Source organism: Enterococcus sp. DIV0008 (assembly GCF_050542615.1).
Taxonomy (GTDB): Bacteria; Bacillota; Bacilli; order Lactobacillales; family Enterococcaceae; genus Enterococcus_D; species Enterococcus_D innesii.
The window spans coordinates 1,477,689-1,499,109 of sequence record NZ_CP172937.1 but is presented as its reverse complement, the minus strand read 5'-3'; the positions used below and the strand labels follow the sequence as shown (position 1 = coordinate 1,499,109).

The 21,421-nt window shown below is 41.9% G+C and carries 24 protein-coding genes; 9 read left to right on the top strand and 15 right to left on the bottom strand.

Annotated elements, in window-relative coordinates:
- Positions 1 to 401 precede the first annotated feature (401 nt).
- Genes IGI84_RS07165 through IGI84_RS07155 form a run of 3 tightly spaced genes read left to right on the top strand, consistent with a single transcriptional unit; the run spans position 402 to position 3,770 of the window.
- Positions 402 to 1,883, top strand: a complete 1,482-nt coding sequence (locus IGI84_RS07165) for an ABC transporter permease subunit (protein ID WP_081118961.1) — start codon at positions 402 to 404, stop codon at positions 1,881 to 1,883.
- Entirely contained in the window at positions 1,876 to 2,598 is a 723-nt protein-coding gene (locus IGI84_RS07160) for an amino acid ABC transporter ATP-binding protein (RefSeq protein WP_200124929.1), read from the top strand. The genes IGI84_RS07165 and IGI84_RS07160 overlap by 8 nt, the downstream gene beginning before the upstream one ends.
- 17 nt (positions 2,599 to 2,615) lie before the next feature.
- Entirely contained in the window at positions 2,616 to 3,770 is a 1,155-nt protein-coding gene (locus IGI84_RS07155; RefSeq protein ID WP_200124931.1) for a pyridoxal phosphate-dependent aminotransferase, read from the top strand.
- A 134-nt stretch (positions 3,771 to 3,904) separates the two neighbouring features.
- Here IGI84_RS07155 and IGI84_RS07150 read toward each other — a convergent pair whose 3' ends face one another.
- On the bottom strand, positions 3,905 to 4,612 hold the full coding sequence (locus IGI84_RS07150; RefSeq protein WP_200124933.1) for a DUF4811 domain-containing protein: 708 nt from the start codon (positions 4,610 to 4,612) through the stop codon (positions 3,905 to 3,907).
- Positions 4,609 to 6,087 carry an MDR family MFS transporter gene (locus IGI84_RS07145; protein WP_216682762.1) on the bottom strand — a complete coding sequence of 493 codons (1,479 nt, stop codon included), beginning with the start codon at positions 6,085 to 6,087 and terminating at the stop codon, positions 4,609 to 4,611. The genes IGI84_RS07150 and IGI84_RS07145 overlap by 4 nt, the downstream gene beginning before the upstream one ends.
- Positions 6,088 to 6,224: 137 nt before the next feature.
- Here IGI84_RS07145 and IGI84_RS07140 point away from each other — a divergent pair, with 137 nt between their 5' ends.
- The 3 genes from IGI84_RS07140 to spxB all read left to right on the top strand — a co-directional run bounded on the left by IGI84_RS07140 (position 6,225) and on the right by spxB (position 9,438).
- Entirely contained in the window at positions 6,225 to 6,710 is a 486-nt protein-coding gene (locus IGI84_RS07140) for a MerR family transcriptional regulator (RefSeq protein WP_081118958.1), read from the top strand.
- A gap of 174 nt (positions 6,711 to 6,884) precedes the next feature.
- Complete coding sequence (locus tag IGI84_RS07135) at positions 6,885 to 7,577, top strand: N-acetylmannosamine-6-phosphate 2-epimerase (RefSeq protein WP_216682761.1); 693 nt, start codon at positions 6,885 to 6,887, stop codon at positions 7,575 to 7,577.
- Between the two features lie 127 nt (positions 7,578 to 7,704).
- Positions 7,705 to 9,438: a pyruvate oxidase gene (gene spxB / locus IGI84_RS07130; RefSeq protein ID WP_430600940.1), complete on the top strand. Its 1,734-nt coding sequence runs from the start codon at positions 7,705 to 7,707 to the stop codon at positions 9,436 to 9,438.
- 75 nt (positions 9,439 to 9,513) lie between these two features.
- Here spxB and IGI84_RS07125 read toward each other — a convergent pair whose 3' ends face one another.
- Positions 9,514 to 9,642: a hypothetical protein gene (locus IGI84_RS07125; RefSeq protein ID WP_005236316.1), complete on the bottom strand. Its 129-nt coding sequence runs from the start codon at positions 9,640 to 9,642 to the stop codon at positions 9,514 to 9,516.
- Between the two features lie 409 nt (positions 9,643 to 10,051).
- Between IGI84_RS07125 and IGI84_RS07120 the strand changes: the two genes are divergently transcribed.
- Together IGI84_RS07120 and IGI84_RS07115 are read left to right on the top strand one after the other, a co-directional pair.
- Positions 10,052 to 10,597, top strand: a complete 546-nt coding sequence (locus tag IGI84_RS07120) for an NfeD family protein (protein ID WP_142962551.1) — start codon at positions 10,052 to 10,054, stop codon at positions 10,595 to 10,597.
- A gap of 25 nt (positions 10,598 to 10,622) precedes the next feature.
- Positions 10,623 to 12,077, top strand: a complete 1,455-nt coding sequence (locus IGI84_RS07115) for a flotillin family protein (RefSeq protein WP_142962552.1) — start codon at positions 10,623 to 10,625, stop codon at positions 12,075 to 12,077.
- Between the two features lie 78 nt (positions 12,078 to 12,155).
- Here IGI84_RS07115 and IGI84_RS07110 read toward each other — a convergent pair whose 3' ends face one another.
- From IGI84_RS07110 to IGI84_RS07100, 3 genes are all read right to left on the bottom strand, one after another.
- Positions 12,156 to 12,725 (bottom strand): sugar O-acetyltransferase, encoded by a 570-nt coding sequence (locus tag IGI84_RS07110; protein ID WP_142962553.1) that lies wholly within the window; start codon positions 12,723 to 12,725, stop codon positions 12,156 to 12,158.
- A gap of 22 nt (positions 12,726 to 12,747) precedes the next feature.
- A complete protein-coding gene (locus tag IGI84_RS07105; protein ID WP_142962554.1) occupies positions 12,748 to 13,260 on the bottom strand; it encodes a cyclophilin-like fold protein in 513 nt (170 codons plus the stop codon).
- 124 nt (positions 13,261 to 13,384) lie between these two features.
- Positions 13,385 to 14,482, bottom strand: coding sequence for an alpha/beta hydrolase (locus IGI84_RS07100; protein ID WP_430600939.1), 1,098 nt, complete (start codon positions 14,480 to 14,482; stop codon positions 13,385 to 13,387).
- 207 nt (positions 14,483 to 14,689) lie between these two features.
- Here IGI84_RS07100 and IGI84_RS07095 point away from each other — a divergent pair, with 207 nt between their 5' ends.
- Positions 14,690 to 15,580 (top strand): LysR family transcriptional regulator, encoded by an 891-nt coding sequence (locus IGI84_RS07095; RefSeq protein ID WP_220426150.1) that lies wholly within the window; start codon positions 14,690 to 14,692, stop codon positions 15,578 to 15,580.
- Between the two features lie 296 nt (positions 15,581 to 15,876).
- Here IGI84_RS07095 and IGI84_RS07090 read toward each other — a convergent pair whose 3' ends face one another.
- From IGI84_RS07090 to IGI84_RS07050, 9 genes are all read right to left on the bottom strand, one after another.
- Complete coding sequence (locus IGI84_RS07090) at positions 15,877 to 16,338, bottom strand: DUF3788 domain-containing protein (RefSeq protein WP_220426151.1); 462 nt, start codon at positions 16,336 to 16,338, stop codon at positions 15,877 to 15,879.
- A gap of 36 nt (positions 16,339 to 16,374) precedes the next feature.
- The gene (locus IGI84_RS07085) at positions 16,375 to 16,578 is read right to left on the bottom strand and encodes a DUF3788 family protein (RefSeq protein WP_430600960.1); all 204 of its coding nucleotides are present in this window, start codon (positions 16,576 to 16,578) and stop codon (positions 16,375 to 16,377) included.
- Positions 16,571 to 16,870 carry a DUF3788 family protein gene (locus tag IGI84_RS07080; RefSeq protein WP_430600938.1) on the bottom strand — a complete coding sequence of 100 codons (300 nt, stop codon included), beginning with the start codon at positions 16,868 to 16,870 and terminating at the stop codon, positions 16,571 to 16,573. Before IGI84_RS07080 ends, IGI84_RS07085 begins: the two co-directional genes overlap by 8 nt.
- 323 nt (positions 16,871 to 17,193) lie before the next feature.
- On the bottom strand, positions 17,194 to 17,682 hold the full coding sequence (locus IGI84_RS07075) for a hypothetical protein (protein ID WP_081118935.1): 489 nt from the start codon (positions 17,680 to 17,682) through the stop codon (positions 17,194 to 17,196).
- A 59-nt stretch (positions 17,683 to 17,741) separates the two neighbouring features.
- Positions 17,742 to 18,044, bottom strand: a complete 303-nt coding sequence (locus IGI84_RS07070) for an antibiotic biosynthesis monooxygenase family protein (RefSeq protein WP_081118934.1) — start codon at positions 18,042 to 18,044, stop codon at positions 17,742 to 17,744.
- Positions 18,045 to 18,215: 171 nt separating this feature from the next.
- Positions 18,216 to 18,563: a hypothetical protein gene (locus tag IGI84_RS07065; RefSeq protein WP_170920159.1), complete on the bottom strand. Its 348-nt coding sequence runs from the start codon at positions 18,561 to 18,563 to the stop codon at positions 18,216 to 18,218.
- A 283-nt stretch (positions 18,564 to 18,846) separates the two neighbouring features.
- Positions 18,847 to 19,830 carry a serine hydrolase domain-containing protein gene (locus IGI84_RS07060; RefSeq protein WP_430600937.1) on the bottom strand — a complete coding sequence of 328 codons (984 nt, stop codon included), beginning with the start codon at positions 19,828 to 19,830 and terminating at the stop codon, positions 18,847 to 18,849.
- Between the two features lie 139 nt (positions 19,831 to 19,969).
- A complete protein-coding gene (locus IGI84_RS07055) occupies positions 19,970 to 20,506 on the bottom strand; it encodes a CDP-alcohol phosphatidyltransferase family protein (RefSeq protein WP_081118931.1) in 537 nt (178 codons plus the stop codon).
- A gap of 133 nt (positions 20,507 to 20,639) precedes the next feature.
- Positions 20,640 to 21,332, bottom strand: coding sequence for a M23 family metallopeptidase (locus tag IGI84_RS07050; RefSeq protein WP_430600936.1), 693 nt, complete (start codon positions 21,330 to 21,332; stop codon positions 20,640 to 20,642).
- Positions 21,333 to 21,421: the final 89 nt, after the last annotated feature.

Here is a 21,421-nt window from a genome sequence, read left to right as displayed (position 1 = left end):
TTCTCTTTTATTATCGCAAGAAATCTAGAAAATGTCTTATGTTTCGTTTTTGTCGCTTTGTTTCAACCCACTTCTCATTTTGTCATTGCAGATCCTGGTTCTCGTTTAAGCGAAGCTGTTTCCTTTCTTCATTATCCGTTATTTTCTAAGCATCCTTTCAAATAGACGTATTTAGAAAATGGCTGCTGCTCCTTCACCACTTTCTTCTTGCTTGGATTGCAAATAATTTGAATAAATGGTGTGACCCTCTACAACAATTTTTGACTTTTTTTCTCTGACTTATTGACTTCAACTGATGTTATGCTATGATAGTTTCTATCACTTATATGTATTTTTATACATTTATTAGTTATTATTTGCATTTTTAATAGATGCGTAGAAAAAGTTAAAGGGGCGTTTACATGAAAAGGTTTAGTAAGGGAACTGTTTTATTAGGGATCATCACAGCGTTGCTGCCGTTTTTCTTTGTCGGACAAGCACATGCAGAAGAAACCGATCCAATCTATGAAAAAGTCAAAGAAAATGGTGTATTGGTCGTGGGTTTATCTGCCGATTATGCACCTTATGAATTCCGCGCCAATGTTGACGGAAAAAATGAAATCGTGGGAATCGATATTTCCATTGCCAAAAAAATTGCAGATGACTTAGGGGTCGACCTGAAAATCGAGGAACTTGGGTTTGATGCGTTGTTAGGAGCGTTAAAAACGGGCAAAATCGATGTCGTCATCTCTGGAATGGCTGCTACGGATGAGCGCCGCAAAGAAGTCAATTTCACTGACACTTATATGGAAGTCCAACAGACCGTTTTAGTTCGAGCAGAAGACGCGGATCGTTTTCAATCGACGGCTGATTTTGATGGTGTGGCTGTCGGTGCACAACGTCAAACCACCCAAGAAGAGCTGGCAAATACAGAATTGACTGGCTCCACCGTCACCTCTTTGCAAAGGGTGCCTGATTTGATCACCAATCTAAAATCACGCAAAATTGATGCGATCGTGATGGAAGGTCCCGTTGCCGAAGCATATGTGACGGCGAATGATACCTTGGCATTAGCTGAAAATGTCACGTTTGAAAACGGTGTGAAGGAGACCGCCATCGCCATCTCGAAAGAAGCGCCGGTTTTATTGGAAAAACTCAATTCCTCTATCGAAACTATCATTAGTAATGATCTTCTAAGCCAATACAAAGAAGATGCCTATCGTTTGATGTTTACTGAAGATGGCACGATCGATGAAGAGCAAAGCTTTTGGGAAAAATATCTACCCTTTTACATCACTGGAACTGGCTATACGATCTTCCTAGCCTTGGTTGGGGTATTATTCGGCTCTATCGGTGGCAGCTTGTTAGCCTTTATGAAGCTTTCTAAGTCAAAAGCATTGAAAGTCATTGCCGCTGTCTATATTGAATATGTTCGGGGAACACCTTTGTTAGTACAAATATTTATTGTATACTTTGGAACAGGCGTTTTAGGCTTAGAGCTTTCGAAATTAGCTGCCGGCTGTATTGCCTTAGCACTAAACAGTGCCGCCTATGTGGCAGAAATCATTCGTGCCGGGATCAATGCCGTCAATAAAGGACAGCTGGAAGCCGCTCGTTCATTAGGAATGAATCAGATCCAAGCGATGCGCTTCATCATTTTCCCGCAAGCCATCAAAAACATCTTGCCTGCTCTAGGAAATGAATTTGTCACAGTCATCAAAGAGTCTTCGGTCGTATCGGTGATCGGTGTGTCTGAACTGATTTTCCAAACAGGCGTCGTTCAAGGGGCCAGCTTCAAACCGTTTTTACCATACGTTATCGTATCATTGATCTACTTCGTATTGACCTTCGCCCTCTCACGTCTATTGGGTGTTGCTGAAAGGAGAATGAAAACTAGTGATTAAAGTTGAAAAATTAGTGAAAACATTTGGCGAAAATACCGTCTTAAAAGAAATCGATCTTGAAGTGACACCTGGTGAAGTCGTTGTGATCATCGGACCCTCAGGAAGTGGAAAAAGTACTTTCTTACGCTGCTTGAATCTGCTTGAACAGCCGACTGGTGGGAAAATCACCTTCGAAGGCAATGATTTATTGGTAAAAGGGGTGAAAATCGATCAGATTCGTCAAAAAATGGGAATGGTCTTTCAAAGCTTTAATCTATTCCCTCATAAAACGGTCTTAGAAAATCTGACTATCAGCCCGATCAAAGTCAAACAGCAAGAGCAAGCCGCTGCCGAAGAGACAGCGAAAGGATTGCTGGAACAAGTTGGCTTAGCTGAAAAAGCAGATAGTTACCCCTCTAGCCTTTCTGGCGGGCAGCAGCAACGGGTCGCTATTGCTAGAGCGTTGGCAATGGATCCTGATGTAATGCTCTTTGACGAACCAACCTCAGCATTAGACCCAGAAATGGTCGGAGAAGTGTTGACGGTTATGCAAGCTTTAGCAGAAAAAGGCATGACGATGGTGGTCGTTACCCACGAAATGGGCTTCGCCAAAGAAGTTGCCGATCGTGTCATCTTTATGGCTGACGGTATCATTCAAGAACAAGGAACACCAGAACAGATCTTTGAGCATCCGCAAAATGCGCGGACACAGGATTTTTTAAGCAAAGTTTTATAGAAATTGGAGATGACAAAATGAACCGTCCGTTGATTGCAGAACGTTTTTTACAACCAGAAGAAAATCTTTTAATGGAGATCGCCACTCTTGCGAAGAAAACCCAAAATTTGATTGATTTGTCGATTGGTGATCCTGATTTGATTACAGATGCGACAATCATTGAAGCAGCTTTTGCTGACGTCAAAGCGGGTCATACAAAATACACCGCTTCAGACGGCAGTGCTGATTTTATCCAAACTGTCGTTGATTTTTATCAAAAGCAATACCAGCTTACTTTTTCTCCTAGTCAAGTACGAGGAACTGTCGGTGCATTGCATGGCATGTACTTAGCTTTGGCTGCCATCATTGATCCTGGTGATGAAGTGATTATTCATGAACCGTACTTTTCGCCTTACAAACAACAAGTGGAACTAGTCGGTGGTGTGCCAGTCTTTATTCCGACCTTTGAAAAAGATGGCTTTCAAATCGATGTCGAAGTCTTAAAATCCGCCATCACTGAGAAAACTCGGGCGATCATTATCAATTCACCAAACAATCCTACTGGTGCTGTTTTTTCTCCAGAAACTTTTGAAAAAATCGCAGCAGTTGCCATTGAACATGACTTGCTGATCCTCTCAGATGAAGTCTATGAAGCCTTTTGCTTTGATGATACCTTTGTACCGATGGCAGCCTTCGCACCTGAGAACACCATCACTTTCAGCAGTTTCTCAAAAGCCTTTGCCATGACTGGCTGGCGGATCGGCTACATGATTGCACCTGAATCGATCAATCTTACGGCAAAACTGATCAATGAGGCGATCGCCTATTCGGCACCAACCCCTTCACAACGGGCAGGTATCTACGCATTGAATCACTATGATACCCTCGTGCCGCAAGTGGTTGCTGTCTTTAAGGAACGACTGACTTACATTGAACAACGGGTTGCTGAGATCCCCTTCCTTTCCTTATCTCCAGTCAAAGGAAGCATGTATGCCTTCATCAACATTGAACAAACGGGGTTGGACTCTGTCAGCTTTGTCGAGAAATTATTAAAGGAAACCAGTGTGCTGATGATTCCTGGGAAAGCCTTTGGAGAAACGACCGGCGATGGCTATGTTCGCTTAGCTGCCACCCAATCGTTGGACTTGTTAAAAGAAGCTTTCGACCGGATTGCCGCGTGCTCATTTGACTAAAGAAAATCCCACTCACTTCTAGTGTGTGGGATTTTTTTTGGTGGCAGCCGTTTTTCAAAAGTATCATGTTCCATATAAAAAAGGGACAGAAGAATCCGATTTGATTCTTCCATCCCATGACTATCTACTCGCTTTTACTTTTTTGCTTCTTCAAGCAATTTTGCCATCGCTTCTTTTTGATAAGCTTCTGTCAATTCAGCGATTTTTGCTTTTTGGGCTGCCTCATCCATAGTTGGATCAGCCATTAATGCAGCTTGCATGTTTTCTTGAACATACGCTTGTCCTTGTGTTTTCATGGTGTCCGCTTGTTCTTTCGCTAAAGAAGCCAGTTTTTTTGCTTGATCCACACTCAAGACTTCCCATGAATCTGGTAATGAGAACGTATTGGTACGGCTGACATATTGGCCATCGTTATCAGCGATTCCGAACAAGAAGCGTGATAGGTCACTTTTATAAACCCAGCGCGTCGTTTTTGTTTCTAATTGAGCTGAATCAGCCCCTGTTTCCACGACATTAGTCACTTTATCAGTACCGGTTTGTTTTGGTTCCTCTTGATCAGCATCCGTTTTATACAGGTAGATTTTTTCCGTACCATCTCCTAATGGCTGATACAATAGCAAATCAAAATTCTCGTTATCGGCACTAGAAACCAGTGGGGTTGTTTTAGCAGTCGTTTCTTTTTCCATTCCAAAATGATAGGTCAAATTGGCCATCAATGCGACGACACTTGCCACGAAGACTAGACCTAAGACCAATGATAAACCTGTTTGCAGCTTGTTTTTGGCAAAGACATTCAGTACCGCAAACCCTAACACGCTAAGAACGATCAAAAGCAAGATCATTTGTCCGCACCTCCTTCAAGAACCGTCAATCGTGGTTCTTTTTTCTTTAAGGAGAAGGCGATCAAGAATCCTAAGAAGCTAAAGACCGCTGCCACATAAAAGGCGGCATGGTAGCCAGATAAAGTCGCTTCGATTGCTTTTTCTTTGTATGCCAAAGGCGTTGCATCCAGCAAAGAATCACTTGGCAAGTTGCCCTTGGTGACGTTTGTCAAGACACTGATCAAGATAGCCGTACCAATTGAGCTGGCTACTTGACGGAAGGTATTGTTTACTGCGGTACCGTGACTGATCAAGTTTCCAGGCAAGGCATTCATTCCTGAAGTCGTTACTGGCATCATCACCATTGAGATCCCGAACATCCGAATCCCATAAAGAATAATGATATGCAAAATCGGTGTATCTTTTGTTAGGAAAGCAAATGGTAAGGTTGCGGCGGTCAAGATAAACATCCCGGTGATGGCTAAACGTTTTGCACCATACTTATCAAAGATCGCACCAGTGATCGGCATCATGATCCCCATGATCAACGCACCTGGTAATAACATCAATCCTGAATGGAACGCTGATTCACCACGAATGTTTTGGATATACAATGGGAGAACCATTTCAGCACCGATCATCGCCATATTCGTGACCCCTGAAAGGATCGACGCCAAGGTAAAGGTCGTTGATTTGAACACGCGCAACTCTAAGAACGGATGCTCAATGTGCAATTGACGCCATGCAAAGAAAGCAATGAAAAAGACACCGGCTGCAAGAAAACCGATTACTTCAATACTGCCCCACCCTTTGTCACCGACGCTTGAAAAGCCATAGAGCAATGTACCAAAACCAAGCGTTGATAAAATCGCTGAGAACAGATCGATTTTCGGATGCGACAATTCAATCACACTCTTCATTAGAAAGAGCGCTAAGACTAAGACTAAAACGACGATCGGAATGACCATTCCGAACAAATAACGCCAGTCATAATGATCAATGATCCAACCAGATAACGTTGGGCCTAAGGCTGGTGCCAACCCGATAACGATTCCGGACATACCCATGGCTGAACCGCGTTTTTCTGGTGGGAAGATCGACAACATGATATTTTGCAAAAGCGGCATGGAGATCCCTACACCAGCAGCTTGCACTAAGCGGCCAATCAATAATGTAGAAAAGTTCGGTGCAGCAAAGCAAGCGATCGTTCCAGCCAGGAAGATGCTCATGGCGGTTAAGTAAAGATTTCTTGAGCTGAACTTATTGATCAGCCATGCGGTGATCGGGATCATGATCCCATTGACCAGCAAGAAACCAGTTGTCAGCCATTGAACATCAGATGCTGAGATGTCAAAGGCATCCATCAAGGTTGGAAAAGCCGTTGTTAACAATGTTTGGTTCAAAACAGTACAAAACGTACCGATCAGCAAAACCATAACCAGTAAGGAACGGTTGTAAGGTTTGCCATAGATATCTAAAGGACGACTCGTTGACATATTTCACACTCTTTTCAGTATATTTTTCATAAAACCTTCTTTACTTTAAATCTTTCCCTAACGTTTGTCAACCTACTTGACATAAAAGTAAAACAAGTTACAATGTTAACAAATACCTTTACAAGAATGGAGTCCGTATGTCTCATCTTTTTCGAAAACTCGTTGATAATGAAAACTTGTTGGTCGGCATCAGCGAACTTAGTCAAATGTGTGCTATCTCCCCTCGCCAATTGCGTTATTGGGAACAAAAAGGATTTATTCAATCGGTCCCACAAGAAGAAAATGCCCCACGAAAATACCGACTGCCCACGGTCGTCAAAGTGGAAATGATCAAAACGTTTTTAGATGAAGGCTTTACGTTAGCCAAGGCTGTAGAAAAAGCCGACAAAAAAATCAAGACCGCCCATCATATTCGCAAAGTGTTTTCTGGGGTTTTACAGAATTTAGAAGTCATCAATGAACGGTTTACGATCATCAGTCTGGGACCAGTAGACGAAGACGGAAAAATCCTCCATATCATTCACGATGAAGAAACAGAACGATTGCAATACGAAGTGTTGCCTGCTAATCAAACGATCGATTTTGAAAAGTTCAAACAATGCACATCAAAACAAGCGGAATAAAGGATTCCCTATCCTCACCTCCTAATGAAGCAAGCACCCTTGATGACGGTGCTTGCTTCTTTTTGGTGTTCGCTTTCCTTTTAAAGAAGATGTCCTTTCATTTACAAGGAAAAAGCCTCATGATATAGTCGAAGGGAGAAACGAACCTTTACAAGAATGGGAAGTGTCATATATATGGAAAAAGAAGCTTTTATCCAACAAATCAAGGACGGAGTAATTGTTTCGTGTCAAGCCTTACCTGGAGAACCCTTATATACTGAAAACGGCGGTGTCATGCCCCTATTGGCAAAAGCAGCTCAAGAAGCTGGAGCTGTTGGCATCCGTGCCAATTCCGTTCGCGATATTCGCGAAATCCAAGCCGCTGTTGATCTGCCGATCATCGGAATCATCAAAAAAGACTATCCACCTGAAGAACCATTTATCACAGCGACCATCAAAGAGGTGCATGAATTAGCCGCTTTACATATTGCGGTGATCGCTTTGGACTGTACCTTGCGCAAACGTCATGATGGCTTGACGATCAATGCCTTTATCAAGCAAATCAAAGCTCTTTACCCCCATCAACTACTCATGGCAGATATCGCCACCTATGAGGAAGGCATCAATGCCTTTGAAGCGGGTGTCGATTTTGTTGGTACAACTTTGTCCGGCTATACGGCGAATAGTCCTACCAATGATGAACCGGATTATCAGTTGATCCAGCAATTGGTTGCGTCGAAGGTTCCGGTGATAGCCGAAGGCAAGATCCACACCCCGGAACAAGCAAAGAAAATCCACGAAATGGGTGTGACGGGTATCGTGGTTGGTGGTGCCATCACCCGACCAAAAGAGATCGCCAGCCGATTCGTGCAAGAGCTGCGCAACTGAGTCGTTCATTTCCTAAAATAAGTTTTTCTATGCGCCTTGTGATAGAAGGCGCATTCTTTGTTGTCTTTTTGAGAAACGTTTATACTTAAAAGAGAACGAATGACAACAGAGAAAGCGAGTGAAGAAAATGACAAAAATCAATGCTGGTACAGCAATGATCAAGGTTTTTGAAGCGTGGGGCATCGACCATATCTATGGAATCCCCGGTGGATCTTTCAACTCAACGATGGATGCTTTGTACCATGAACGGCAATCAGTCAAATATGTCCAAGTACGTCATGAAGAAGCGGGTGCGCTGGCAGCAGCGGCTGATGCCAAGCTAACGGGAAAAGTCGGTGCGGTTTTTGGTTCTGCTGGCCCCGGTGCCACCCACTTGATCAATGGCTTATATGATGCTCAAATGGATAACGTGCCCGTCGTTGCCTTGTTAGGACAAGTAGCTTCGAGCTCGATGAACTACAATGATTTTCAAGAAATGAATGAAAATCCGATGTTCGCAGATGTCAGTATCTACAATCGCACGGTCATGTCCCCAGAAAGTTTGCCCCACGTGGTGGACGAAGCCATTAAAGCCGCCTACAAATTTAAAGGAGTTGCTGTGGTAACGATCCCGGTCGATTACGGGTTTGCAGAAATCGACGAACAGGAGATTGCAACCGCAAAAAATCATAAGACAGGTGTTCTCCAGCCTGATGACGAGGATTTGCAGGCTGCCCTTCCTTATTTTGAACAAGCAAAAAAACCTGTCCTATATATCGGACAAGGTCTCTTTGGTCATTTTGATGCCATCGATGCTTTTTCTAAGCACTTCTCAATGCCTATCGCAGCATCTGTCTTAGCCAAAGGCATCGTGCCGGATCTTTATGAAAACTTTCTTGGTTTTGCCGGCCGGGTTGCGACAAAACCTGCCAATGAAGCTTTAGCAGAAGCTGATCTCATCGTGTTTGTCGGCAGTGACTTCCCTTTCGGACGCCGCTTTTTCAATCCTGATGCCAACTTTGTCCAAGTTGATATCGACGCCTCGAAATTTGGTCGTCGACATCAGACAGATGTCTCTGTTTTAGGAGATGGTGCGACCGCTCTTAGAAAATGGACAGAGATGGCAGCCCCACGTCCTGCAGATGCTTGGATAAAAGCCAATCAAGAAAACGCTCGGAAATGGCATGCATGGCATCATAGTTTTGACCATGATTCGCAAGAGCCCTTACGTCCCGAACCTGTCTATCGAGAAATCAACCGTATCGCAGCTCCTGATGCCCTGTTTGTCACAGATGTCGGTAATGTGACGATCCACAGTATCCGTCATTTAGAAATGACAGGTGAACAGCGTTTCACAACGTCTGGCTGGTTTGCGACGATGGGCAATGGCGTACCTGGCGGGATCGCCGCTCAATTGAGCTATCCGGATCGTCAAGTATTCACCTTTAGTGGGGATGGCGGTTTCGCGATGCAAATGCAAGACATCATTACTCAAGTAAAATACAATTTGCCGATCATCAATGTGGTCTTTTCCAATGACTCATTTGGCTTCATTGAAGCGGAACAAGAAGATACCGAGCAAACCAAGTTCGGTGTGCAACTAGCCGGTGCTGATTTTGGTAAAGTTGGGGAAGCATTAGGTGCGAAAGGCTTTACGGTAACTAAGGAAGAAGAATTAGCGTCCGTCTTTACACAAGCAAAAGAAAGCCACGGACCCGTCGTGATCGATGTCAAGATCGCCAACGAACGACCTCTTCCCGTCGAAGAACTGAAACTGGATCCTAAGCGCTTCAGTGCTGAAGAAATCGCAGCGTTTAAAGCAAAATACCAAGTCCATGATTTGCCAGCTTTGAGTGAGTTGTACGTGGATTCTGAAGAGTAAAAAAAAGAGAGAAAGACAGCAACCCTGTCCTTCTCTCTTTTTTAATCGATCATTTCGTATTAATAATCTATCGCCCTACTTATTATAAATTTTCGGGCCTTTACGCATGTTTTTCCGATCGTTTTTTGGGGATTCCATCTTTTTTGAACGGCCGCCGCCTTGTTTTTTCTTGATTAGTTCTAACATTTTTTCTTTTTGATCCATCGATTCCACCTCTATTTCTTAGCAATACGATCTGTCGGTTGAAAAGAAGTGTCCCTGACTTCTTTTATGTTTGCGAACAACTACTTTATTTCAATTGGGTTAGAGAACAAAATCTGCCTCTTGATGTGTCTACAATCAGCAGTTGCTTTTGACCTTTTTACTACCCTGATTTAATCTACTTTGATTTTCATTGTTTGTCAATGGTTGTTGAAAAAATCATGTGTATTTAAGGCTTCTCCTATCTAACAAACCCACCATTATTATATTATTTAATCAAATTATCTAATTATATGAAATATTTTTCTTATTTATTGGTATAATTATAATAGAATACCTATTCTATTCTTTTGCTTCCCTCGATCTTCTTCCAACTTTCTCCTAGCTTTCGTCGTACTCACAATCACACTATATGAAAGGAGGTGGATATGTGCTGCACACTTATGCACCTGAGCAAATTTATTTATATGTTTTGATTGGCTGTGCCATTTTAGCTTTTTTGCTGCTTCTGTTTGGCGATATCTTCGATTTCGATGGTCCAGTAGATCCAATGTTGATTATCCCATGGTTTGCCTTTACAAGCCTCTTCGGTTACTTAGGAGAAACTTTTCTGCCTGGCTATTCGCTCCTGCTTTTCATCATTAGTGGCTGTCTTTCGACAGGGCTCGTTTTTCTCTTAAATTTTTACGTGCTGATTCCCATGCGTAATGCCGAAGCAACACTTTCGAGTTCTGAGAAAGACTTTGAAGGTCGCATCGCAACGGTGCTGACGCCTATCCCTTGTAAAGGAATGGGCGAAATTCAACTTACAAGTGTCACTGGTTCAAGTAATCGACCAGCTACGGCTTTCCAGCCGATCGATAAGCCATTAGCAGCAGGATCGAAGGTTTTGATTATTGAAGTCAAAGAACGCATTTGCTACGTCGTTCCTTACACAGAAAAATTTTTGAATCACTAAAAAAAATCACAAAAGAGGTGTATCTATGGATATTATATTATCACCAATTGTCTTCCCAATCGCGATCGTGGCATTTATTTTGCTAATGCTTTTGATCGTCTTTGTCACGAAATATCAAACAGCCAAGCCCGACGAAGCGTTGATCATCAGCGGAAGCTATCTAGGTAGTAAAAATGTACACGCCGATGAAAGCAACAACAAAATCAAAATCGTTCGTGGTGGCGGAGCCTTTGTTTTGCCAGTGTTTCAACGATCGAATCGAATCAGTTTGCTCTCCAGCAAGCTGGATGTCTCAACACCAGAAGTCTACACAGAACAAGGGGTTCCCGTGATGTGTGACGGAACTTCCATTATTAAGATTGGCTCATCCGTGGAAGAAATCGCAACAGCAGCAGAACAGTTTCTCGGAAAAACCCGGGAAGAACTGGAAAATGAAGCGCGAGAAGTCCTAGAAGGTCATCTGCGTTCGATCCTTGGTTCCATGACTGTAGAAGAAATCTATCAAAATCGTGACAAGTTCAGTCAAAGTGTGCAAGAAGTTGCCTCTGTCGATTTAGCAAAAATGGGCTTGATCATTGTCTCCTTTACGATCAAAGAAGTCCGCGATAAAAACGGCTATTTGGATTCTCTTGGAAAACCTAGAATCGCCCAAGTCAAACGGGATGCTGAAATTGCGGAAGCTGAAGCACTGAAAGAAACCCGCATCAAAAAAGCCCAATCGGAACAAGAATCGCAAACAGCGGAATCAAAACGCATGACGGAAATTGCTGAAGCGTTGAAGGAAAAAGAATTGAAGCTGGCGCTTTATAAGAAAGAACAAGACATCGCCAAAGCCGATGCCGATCAAGCCTATCATCTACAAAGTGCCATCATGAAACAAAAAGTCCGAGAACAAGAGATTGAAGTCGAAGTCGTTGAACGACAAAAACAAATCGAATTGGAAGAAAAAGAAATCTTACGTCGTGAGAAGCAATTTGATTCTGAGATCAAGAAAAAAGCTGATGCGGATCGTTATGCGCTTGAGCAAGAAGCATTAGCGAAAAAAGCGTCTGCGTTAGCAACCACTGAAGCCGAGCAATTCCGAACAGAGTCCCTGGCAAAAGCCGAAGCCGATAAAATTCGTTTGATTGGTTTGGCAGAAGCCGAGACCACTTTGGCGAAAGGAACGGCAGAAGCCGAAACGAAAGAAAAAATCGCCGAAGCCTTCAAGAAATATGATGAAGCAGCGATCCTTAGCATGATCGTTGAGATCATGCCGCAATTAGTCAAAGAAGCTGCCGCACCATTAGGCAATATCGATAAAATTTCAGTCGTTGATACAGGATCAGGTGAAGGCGGCGGTGCCAATCGTGTCACCAATTACGCCACCAATCTCTTGTCGACCACACAAGAAACATTGAAAGAAACCCTCGGTCTTGATATGAAATCGTTGATCGAAAACTTCGCCGGTTCCAATACGAGCGAGCCACCTCAAGAATAAGAAAACTGCTGTTAGTCTTCATCGCTTCAAAAGCGACAAGGCGAACAGCAGTTTTTTTCTTACTCATTGCTATTATGCTTACTCAGTAACCTCTTTGACATATTTTGCAGGTACACCAGCCACGATCGTGCGCTCAGCGACGTCTTTGGTCACCACTGCTCCAGCAGCAATAACCGCATGGTCACCGATCGTCACACCGGCAACGATCGTTGTATTTGAACCAATCCAGACATTCTTCCCAATCGTAATGGGTGCTGGATAAAGCGTGCTACGATCTTCAGGGTGAAGTCCATGATTCAAGGTAGCTAGAACAACGTTATGCCCAATTAGGGTACCATCACCGATCGTGATCCCTCCTTGGTCTTGAAAATGACACCCCGCATTGATAAAGACATCTTTGCCAATGCTGATATTCTTGCCATAATCTGTATAAAAGGGTGGAAACAGCGAAAATGTCGGCTCAACTGGTTTTCCTGTCAATTGGGCAAAAAGTTCTTGTAACTCATCAGACTCATGGTAGACTGTATTGATTTTCATCGTGAGTTTTCTCGCCTCTGCACTCAAAGTCACCATTTGTTTTGAAGCTTGCGAACCGCCAAGTAAGGGTTCGCCACTTGCCATGAGTTTGTTTAATTGATCGATCGTCATGTGTTTTACTCCTATTCATTCGTTATTCACGAGGATTTCTTAACGAAAAAATAACCTCTACGTCTTCCGCTCCCAGTGCTTCATTTAGCCCCACCGGATCTTCAATGACAGCGATACGATTATAGCCACCATAAGAATTGGTGAAGGTCTGATAAAACAGCACCAACGTATGACTATTCCAGCTCATGATTTCTCCTTCGTGAATGATTTCCGGCCGTTCTGTAGTCATTTCTGGCAAATTCTCAGAAAAACGATAATATTTCTCGTTGTTGTTCAAGTCACTCATTGTCAACGTGAAGGGCATTTGATTCATTAGGTGTTCAGACGCCTCATTTTCATAAAACTTCGCTATAAAATCCTGTTGTCCAACCGTAATGACGACAGCTGTTGCTGATTCAATAATCGGTTGTTCCTGATCCTGACTTGCCTCAGAGGAAGTTTCGCTGGCAGACAGCGCATGCCTTTTCTCTATTCCACTTGACCCACAGGCACTTAGTAGGAGCAGCAAGACAGCAGGGATGAGTTTTATCAGCATGGCTTCGCTCCTTTCTGCTGATGATTCGATGTAGAAACGAGCAACTGAATGCGTAGTTTCAAAAAAACACGACTGCTCAGCAGAAGAAAGATGAGCGAACAGTCGTGAAGACCGTTGTGACTATTTAATTCAAATGTTCTTGGAAGAATTCGGTCATTTGGTCAAAAGGAATCACATCTATTTGATCGTATAGATCAACATGCGAAGCATTAGGAATGACCGTCAGCTCTTTGTTATCGCCTTGTAATTGCTCAAAGGCGTCTTGACTGAAGTAAAGTGAGTGGGCTTCTTCTCCATGAAGCAATAAAACGGCGCTTTGGATCTCATCGATATACGACAAGAGCGGCATATTTAAGAACGACAGCGATGATGTCACGTTCCAACCGTCATTGGAATTTAACGAACGTTCATGATAGCCTCGTTCTGTTTTGTAATAATCAAAGTAATCCTGCATAAAGACAGGCGCATCTTCTGGCAGTGTATCTGGTACCCCACCTGCTCGTTCGTAGCTGCCATTGGCAAAATCGACTGTCCGCTGGGCGTTCATCTGCTGGCGCAATTCATGGCGTCCTTCAGCTCCCATTTCATCAAAATAACCTTGAGCATTGACTCTCGACATATCATACATGGTGGCCGAAACCGTCGCTTTCACACGGGTATCGATGGCTGCGGCATTCAATGCCATCCCGCCCCAACCACAAATTCCAATCAAACCAATTCTTTCTTCATCTACATTCTCTTGGACCGATAGAAAATCGACTGCTGCTTGGAAGTCTTCTGTATTTATGTCTGGGGAAGCCACATAGCGTGGTTCGCCACTGCTTTCACCTGTATAGGACGGATCAAAAGCGATCGTAACAAAACCACGCTCTGCCATCATTTGAGCATATAGACCAGATGCCTGCTCTTTGACTGCTCCAAAAGGTCCGCTAACGGCGATTGCTGGAAGTGGTCCTTGTGCATCAATTGGTTCATAAAGATCAGCAACTAAAGTGATGCCGTATCGATTCTGGAAAGTTACTTTTCGGTGATTCACCGTATCACTTTCCGGGAAGACTTTATCCCATTCATTTGTAAATGATACATTTTCTGTCATCGTTTCTCCTCCTGAACTGCCTTGTGTTGCTTCGTTTGCCTCCTCGTTATTGCTGCTGCAAGCACCTAAAACCAGCGGTACCAGCAAAACTAAAGACACAAGGGCCTTCTTTTGCCATTTTTTCATTTCTTTCGCCTTCTTTCTCGGTCAACTATCCTGTACCTTAGGGCGATCCTCCAATTTTCCTCAACTGATCAAGGTGTGAATTATCACTTTTTCTTGATTGAGCTATTTTTGGATAAACCTATTGTACTTGCAGCATCTTTCTATGTAAAATACTAATATCAAATACCTAACTATTCATATAAAGCATAGAAAAAGGAGTGTAGACCTATGGAATTAAAAAATTTAACCACCTTTCTAGCAGTTGCAGAAAAAGAAACGATTTCAGCTGCCGCAAAACATCTACATCTCTCTCAACCATCCCTGTCACGACAGTTAATGGACTTAGAAAAAGAATTGGGCGTGACGTTGTTCACCCGAGGCAATCGCAAAATCACACTAACAGAAGACGGACTGTTGTTTCGTAAACGGGCGGAAGAAATCGTAGAATTATTAGAAAAGACCCGCTCAGAATTTTTGTCGCCTCGAGATACGATCGCCGGCAATGTATCGATCGGAGCTGGAGAAACTTATGTGATTCAGTTGCTAGGAGCAATCATCAAAGAAGTCCAAGCTGAATACCCCAACATCAAATTTCACTTTTATAGCGGCAACGCCGATGAAGTCAAAGAACGTTTGGATAAAGGATTGTTGGATTTCGGTGTCGTAATCAGTCCAGCAGACGTCAAAAAGTACCATTCCTTACGCTTACCTGCCAAAGATACCTGGGGCGTGTTGATGCGAAAAGACAGTCCTCTAGCTGTCAAAGAAGTCATTACTCCAAAAGATCTCTGGGACGTTCCCTTGATTACTTCGCGACAAAGTTTGGTCAGCAGTGAACTTTCTAAATGGTTGAAAAAAGACCTGAAAAAATTGACGGTCGTCGCCACATATAACCTTGTTTACAATGCATCCAAGCTGGTAGAAGAAGGTGTCGGCTACGGCTTGACCCTAGATAAATTAGTCAACTTCGCCCCTGACAGTCCTTTATGTTTTAGAAAATTGAGTCCTGCATTGGAATCAAACCTTGATGTCATCTGGAAAAACACCCAAGTTTTTTCAAAGGCTTCTGGACTTTTCTTGGAGCGGATGAAGGAACAGTTTTCCGAGGACGGTTATTGAAAAATAAAAAACTAGGTGCTTCATCTTTTGACATGAAACACCTAGTTTTTCTTTATTAAATGAGATGATTTATTAGTTAAAATCAATTAAGGCATTTTCTCTCTTGAACTTGGACGTCTTTTTCCATCTGCAGAAATAGATAAAAAATAGTCTACGCCCTTTAAATCACAGCTGCTTATCACGGATTCCCTAAAAGTTATTGCACTTTCCGATAGCTATGGGTAAAAAATATACAAATTTCCTTAGTTTTTAAGAACGACAAATATAAGAATTTTATTTTCTCGAATGAAAATTGCCTAAATAGAATGCTTTCGAAACTCAGCGATTTGGTAAATATCATTCAAAGGACTATCACTAGCAACATCAAAAATCACAGAAAAAAACTTCATTTTCGTGCCATTAGTTGGCGCCTTATGAATGCTTTCTTTTGTCTCTTCACTGATTGGTAAAGACAATAACTGTGTTCGGACTTTCTCGCTAAAGTGAAAGGAAACTTTGAAGAAACCCTCCCACAACGAGAGCCAAAAAATTGGTTTCACTTTATTCGTTCCACGAGTCGTTGTCCATTTGTATTCGCCTTTGGACAACCACGCTTTTCCATCTTGGTAATAGCGCCAATCCATAAGAGAGATGCCCTCGTTTTCAAGGGTTTCGATAAAACGTTGATAAATGGCATATTCCTCCCCCAGTGATTCAGCAATCAGCTGCTCTGTTGGTTTCACGTTTCTGTCTCGAAACAATTGCTCTTTGCCTTCCATCCGTTCACTCAACTCCTTTACTGTCTTCATATTTAATTATTGAAAAAGACAGGTTGTAATCTCTTCGTGTGACATCCCTAAATCTAGTTGGCCAGACTTGTCCCTGTCTTCAGGTAATATTTTACGATTAGGTTTACGCTTTATAGAAAGCAAGCGAATGATATCTTCACAAAGCGAGTTATCATAGATATCAAAACCAAGCCATTTACCGTCATGGTAAGTTTTGGCTTGATCATATATAACCTACTTTTTTACTTAACAGTTCCCGTTCTTCTTCAAATGTCTCTCTTTCCCTTTTACCTAGAACAATACTAGCGATAAAATATCCTTGACGAATTGAGAGAGTAATCAATGTCTTACCCCCCCGCCTAAAACGCAAATTATGATAGTGCTTATGATTAGGATTTCCTTCAGCCCATAACTCATCCATTATATAATAGTTTCGGATATATCCGACTAACATTTCCCAAGCCTCACTTGCTGATCCAAGCATGGTTTTAACCTCATCATATGATTTTATTTCTTTACTCATTTACAAACCTCCTTTTGAAAAGTTCATAGTTTTCAAAAAATCCTTCCCACTAAATGTTGATAATACTACAGTACAAAATAAGCAACCCAGTCCTGTTTACATAAATTTGGCAAATCAGCTGTTACATAGGCTTCTTTGGGCACTCTTAATATAAGGTTCTGAAAGAATAAAAACGCTGATATTCAAATATGTAAAAATCCAGGTTCTTTCGTTCGTTGACCACTTGTATCTTTCTTTGTAGAATCATTTTTCATTTTGATAGCAGCGTATCCCAAAGAGTAATGCGCTCTTTTTCAAACGTCGTTAAATCGTATCTTTATTACCTAACGCTCCAGCAAGCCACTGCATGCTAATTTAATCTTATTGATATCATCAGTGATGATCCAATCATCCATATTTTTTTCACGATTGTATTGAAATGGCGTTATTTCTTCTAATTGAGCGATTTCATAAACAGCTAGATACTTTTTCCCTGCCCAACGATCGACTTGTTTTTTCGATAAATTCAACTCTTTTTCATAGCGTTTTACAAAATCTATGGATTCTTCTTTCGTCATCTTTTCAGATTCAATCACGTTGGCGAGGATGCCCCGATGAGTGATGGTCAAATCGCCGCCGGTCTCTACAAAATAAACAAGATCGTTGATTTTGGCTCTTCCTCCTAATGGTGATTTTCTTCCGGCTGCCCCCCGAATGATCATTGTTTTGTCACCTTGAATCAGTTTCTCAAGCTCTTTGGCTTCCTTATTTAAATAGACCAAATGTTCTGCCCGACCGGCTTTTCCTTGATACCATTCTGCTGTTTTTGTCATAAAAAGTTCCTCTTTTCATATGAATTGTTTTTTGCGCTGTTTATTCCATGGTGGCTAAGTTATTTGAACGTTTTTTCAATCGTATATAGGTGAGAGCGGCAACTGTTTAAATTGATGAACGAATAAAACTTTTGTGCAAAGGCATTTGGCGTGCCGCATCGGGCAAATGCTTCCGCATCTTCTTTCGTTTCGAACTTGGTGATGTCCGCCCAAATTTCTCCATCTACGAATAATTCAAAAGAAAGATACCCTCTTTGTTTGGAAATATATTCACGGTTTAATTGTTCAACGACTCGAACAAATTCTGCTGTTGAAACACCCTTTTTTAATTTGTATGAGTTATGAAAAGCAACCTGTGCCATCGTGTTCCCCTCCTTTCTGATTCCCTCAAGAAATAGAGCACTTAAAAAACGAATAGTTGTCGATTCAACATTCAAATGACTTTTTAACGTCCTGTTGTATTTCCACTTGTAATCTCTAGACAGTTGCAACGAAAAGTCCGTTCAACTGGAGAGCCTTCGATACTGAATCGATCACCCAACAACTTCCCCCAATAGCTTGTCGTGGGGAACGATCAAACATTTCTCCATTGCTTTCCAATAACTTTCATACAACCTTTTTTGAGCTTTGCCATAGTTTTCTTCGGTATCAAACTCCCAATAGTGGGCATATTTCACACATTTTATGACTCTTGTCAATGGATCTGGTATGCGCCCTTCCTTGATGGTGCTCATTTCTTTAATGTAATGGGTTCGTTTCATTAATCGAAAGAACATAGCCCCCTCCATGACCTTCATTGCCTCTGTTGCTTCTTGCATGATTGCTTCAAAGGTATCGACTTCACTTGGTTTCACTTGATAGATACTGATTTCTGAAAACACTCCTACCGCTCCTTTCGCTTGTGATTTTCTTCTCAATTATAGTATACCAAGTTTACGACGGTGATTGTTTGGTCATTTTATTCATTTCTTATTTATCTTCCGTTTATTATTCATTTAGCCACCTATATGTGGTACCAAATTGCTAGATTATAAATTCATAAAACGAGTAGCCAAGTTTTCTCAATAGGTCCCTGCTTGTCGCGATCAAGAAAAGATTCATAAAGCTGTTACCTACAAAAAAGCAGTCGACTTATGACAGCGGACTGCTTTTACTTATTGCTCGTTATTGAAATAGAAATGGTTTAAGATCTGTCTCGATAAAGTCGATTCGATCAAAGACAGTTGGCTTAAAATAAGCCGTAATGGTGATAACAATCTCTGATTCGGGATCGATATAAAGGACATTTCCACTATTGCCGATGGCGGCATAGGTGCTTTTCTCAGTATCCAAAATCCACCACAAATATCCATAACTCATGTTTTGAAATTTCTCGATGTTTGTCTCTAGCGGATTGACCATTTCAGTGAACCATTGTGAGGAAAACACTTGTTTTCCTTGATGGATGCCATGGTTCAAGCATAGCTCACCAATTTTGGCTAAATCTTTTGCTGAAAGACAAAGCCCGTAACCTGCAGTGCCAATATTTAAAGGATCGCAAAACCAAACTGGTTTTTTTGGTGCCTTGTCCATCGTAAAGTGCTTATGCTCTTCTGCCGTTTCCGCATAATAACTGGTCATTTCGGCTACACCAAGAGGTCGAAATAAATAATGGTTCGCATAATCAACAGTCGTCATTCCAGAAGCTTTCGCTAACAAACCAGTGAGAATCTGCAGACAAACGGTTTGATAATTGAATTCATTTGTCACTCCTTTTCTTCCTCCCAATAAATCAAGCGAGGCGCTGGTCCAGTCATCACTCGAGCAAACCTTTGTCCATGGATCACCTTTGCATTTATACGGCGCTCGCATCGTTAATAGGTGTTTGATGGTAATGTCGTAAATCGTTTTTTCGCCCCGTTTTACTTGATAGTCTGGAAAATAATCGAGGACTTTGTCATTGACACTCCTGATGAAGCCTTGATCGATCGCTATCCCGACTAGTAGAGAAACGATACTTTTCGTAGCGGACATAAGGTGGCAAGTGTCCTCTGGCTTATACTCATGCCATTCATCCGAGTAAACTTCCTTTCCTTTTTGGTAGGCAGAAATTTGGCAAATATTGGGCTGGTTTTTACTGATACATGCATGCAGTTCTTGTCTATTCATTTGTAAGCCTCCCTTTAAAGATAAGCATAAGGCCATTAAAAATGGTTTTCAACGTTATTTTTAAAATTGTTTTTAACGAATCTTTTAAAAGACTACTAGCGATGAATAAGCAAAAAAGGCCCTCAATGATAGAGGCGCCTTACTTAAAACTTTCGATTATCGATTTTTGATTTCTATCCAGTTTTTTTGAGAGGATCGTTATCAGCAATTCTTCTAATGCGGAAATAGTGGCGATGATCCCCAAAATCAAGATAACAATTTTTTCATGGAACATGATGAGCAACAACGGGAAAATACATAAAAGAAATCCGACTGCTTTGTTGAGCCATGTATGCAGACTGCTAAAAGACCGATATTTTACATAGCCAATCAGATAACTGACGAAACGGATGATAGCGATCACCAAGATCCAAACCATGATTGCTTGGGTTTCCAGAAGCCGTGGTAGTAAAGAAAGAAAAACGGAGAGAAAAAAGCTAACATCTGCGAAACTGTCTAGTAAGGCACCGACCTCACTGGTGAGCTTCATCCTTCTTGCAAGCAGCCCATCGACAAGGTCACTTAAAAAACAATAGGAATAGAGCAGCCAAAACCATCCAGACATTGGCTGAAGGAATAGTAAAAGTGGTGATAGAATCAGTCGAGAAGTGGTAAGGATATTGGGTAATTGCTTCATTTGATTCCCCCAGAGATACATTTTCTGAATACCTAAGATTGTTGCAAATTTTTTAAAGAAGCTCAGAAACGTTTAAATGTTCTTTCTTCTAATCATTTCGGCGATGTCCCTATTAATGTTTCACAGCTTGTCCCTAATGCTCCTGCAAAAATCTTATCCGTTCTGTACTATCTGGCATCTGATTCCAAACCTTTATCCATCGTCCTTCTCGGTAAACCTCGTATTCTTCAAAGCGGCAAAGAAGCCCTTTTGCATGAGCGATATCACTGGTGTCCATCACTTGAAAATGTAGATGAGGCGAAGTCGAATTTCCTGAATGGCCGACGTTTCCGATCACCATCCCTTTGGTGATGTTTTGTCCTACGGAAACAGTGACAGATCCATTTTGCAGATGGACAAATGCCATATAAACGCCCTCAGAAGCTTTTATCACAATGTAGTTGCCAGCTATTTGTTGATAATCATCTTTTTGTTCATTAAAAAACAAACCATTTTTTACAGCGATCGAAAAATCTCTGATCCAGTGAACGATTTTCCGTTCCCGATAGCCATCTCTTGCAACAATTACTTCGCCATCACAAGGCGCATAGATTTTTTCGTCCCAACAATAACAGCTCTCCAGCGGAACCCCTAAGAAGAAATAGCGCAGAAAGCTTCGATCATGAAAAGCTTTGGTTTTCCCCTCAAAATTAACTTGTAAAAAATCAAAGGCATAACGCAACCCCATTCGATCGGTACCATGGCTAGGAATCTTCTCGGCTGGTGTAGTCGGCGCAAGCCATTCACCTCTTAAGGGGAATCCAATGGTTATCGGCTGCTCTTTCATAGGGCTTTCTCCTTTTTGGATCACATGATCCCTTTTATTTGGAAATGACTATCATCCGCACGGCACTCTACACCTGCGCTTTACTCCTT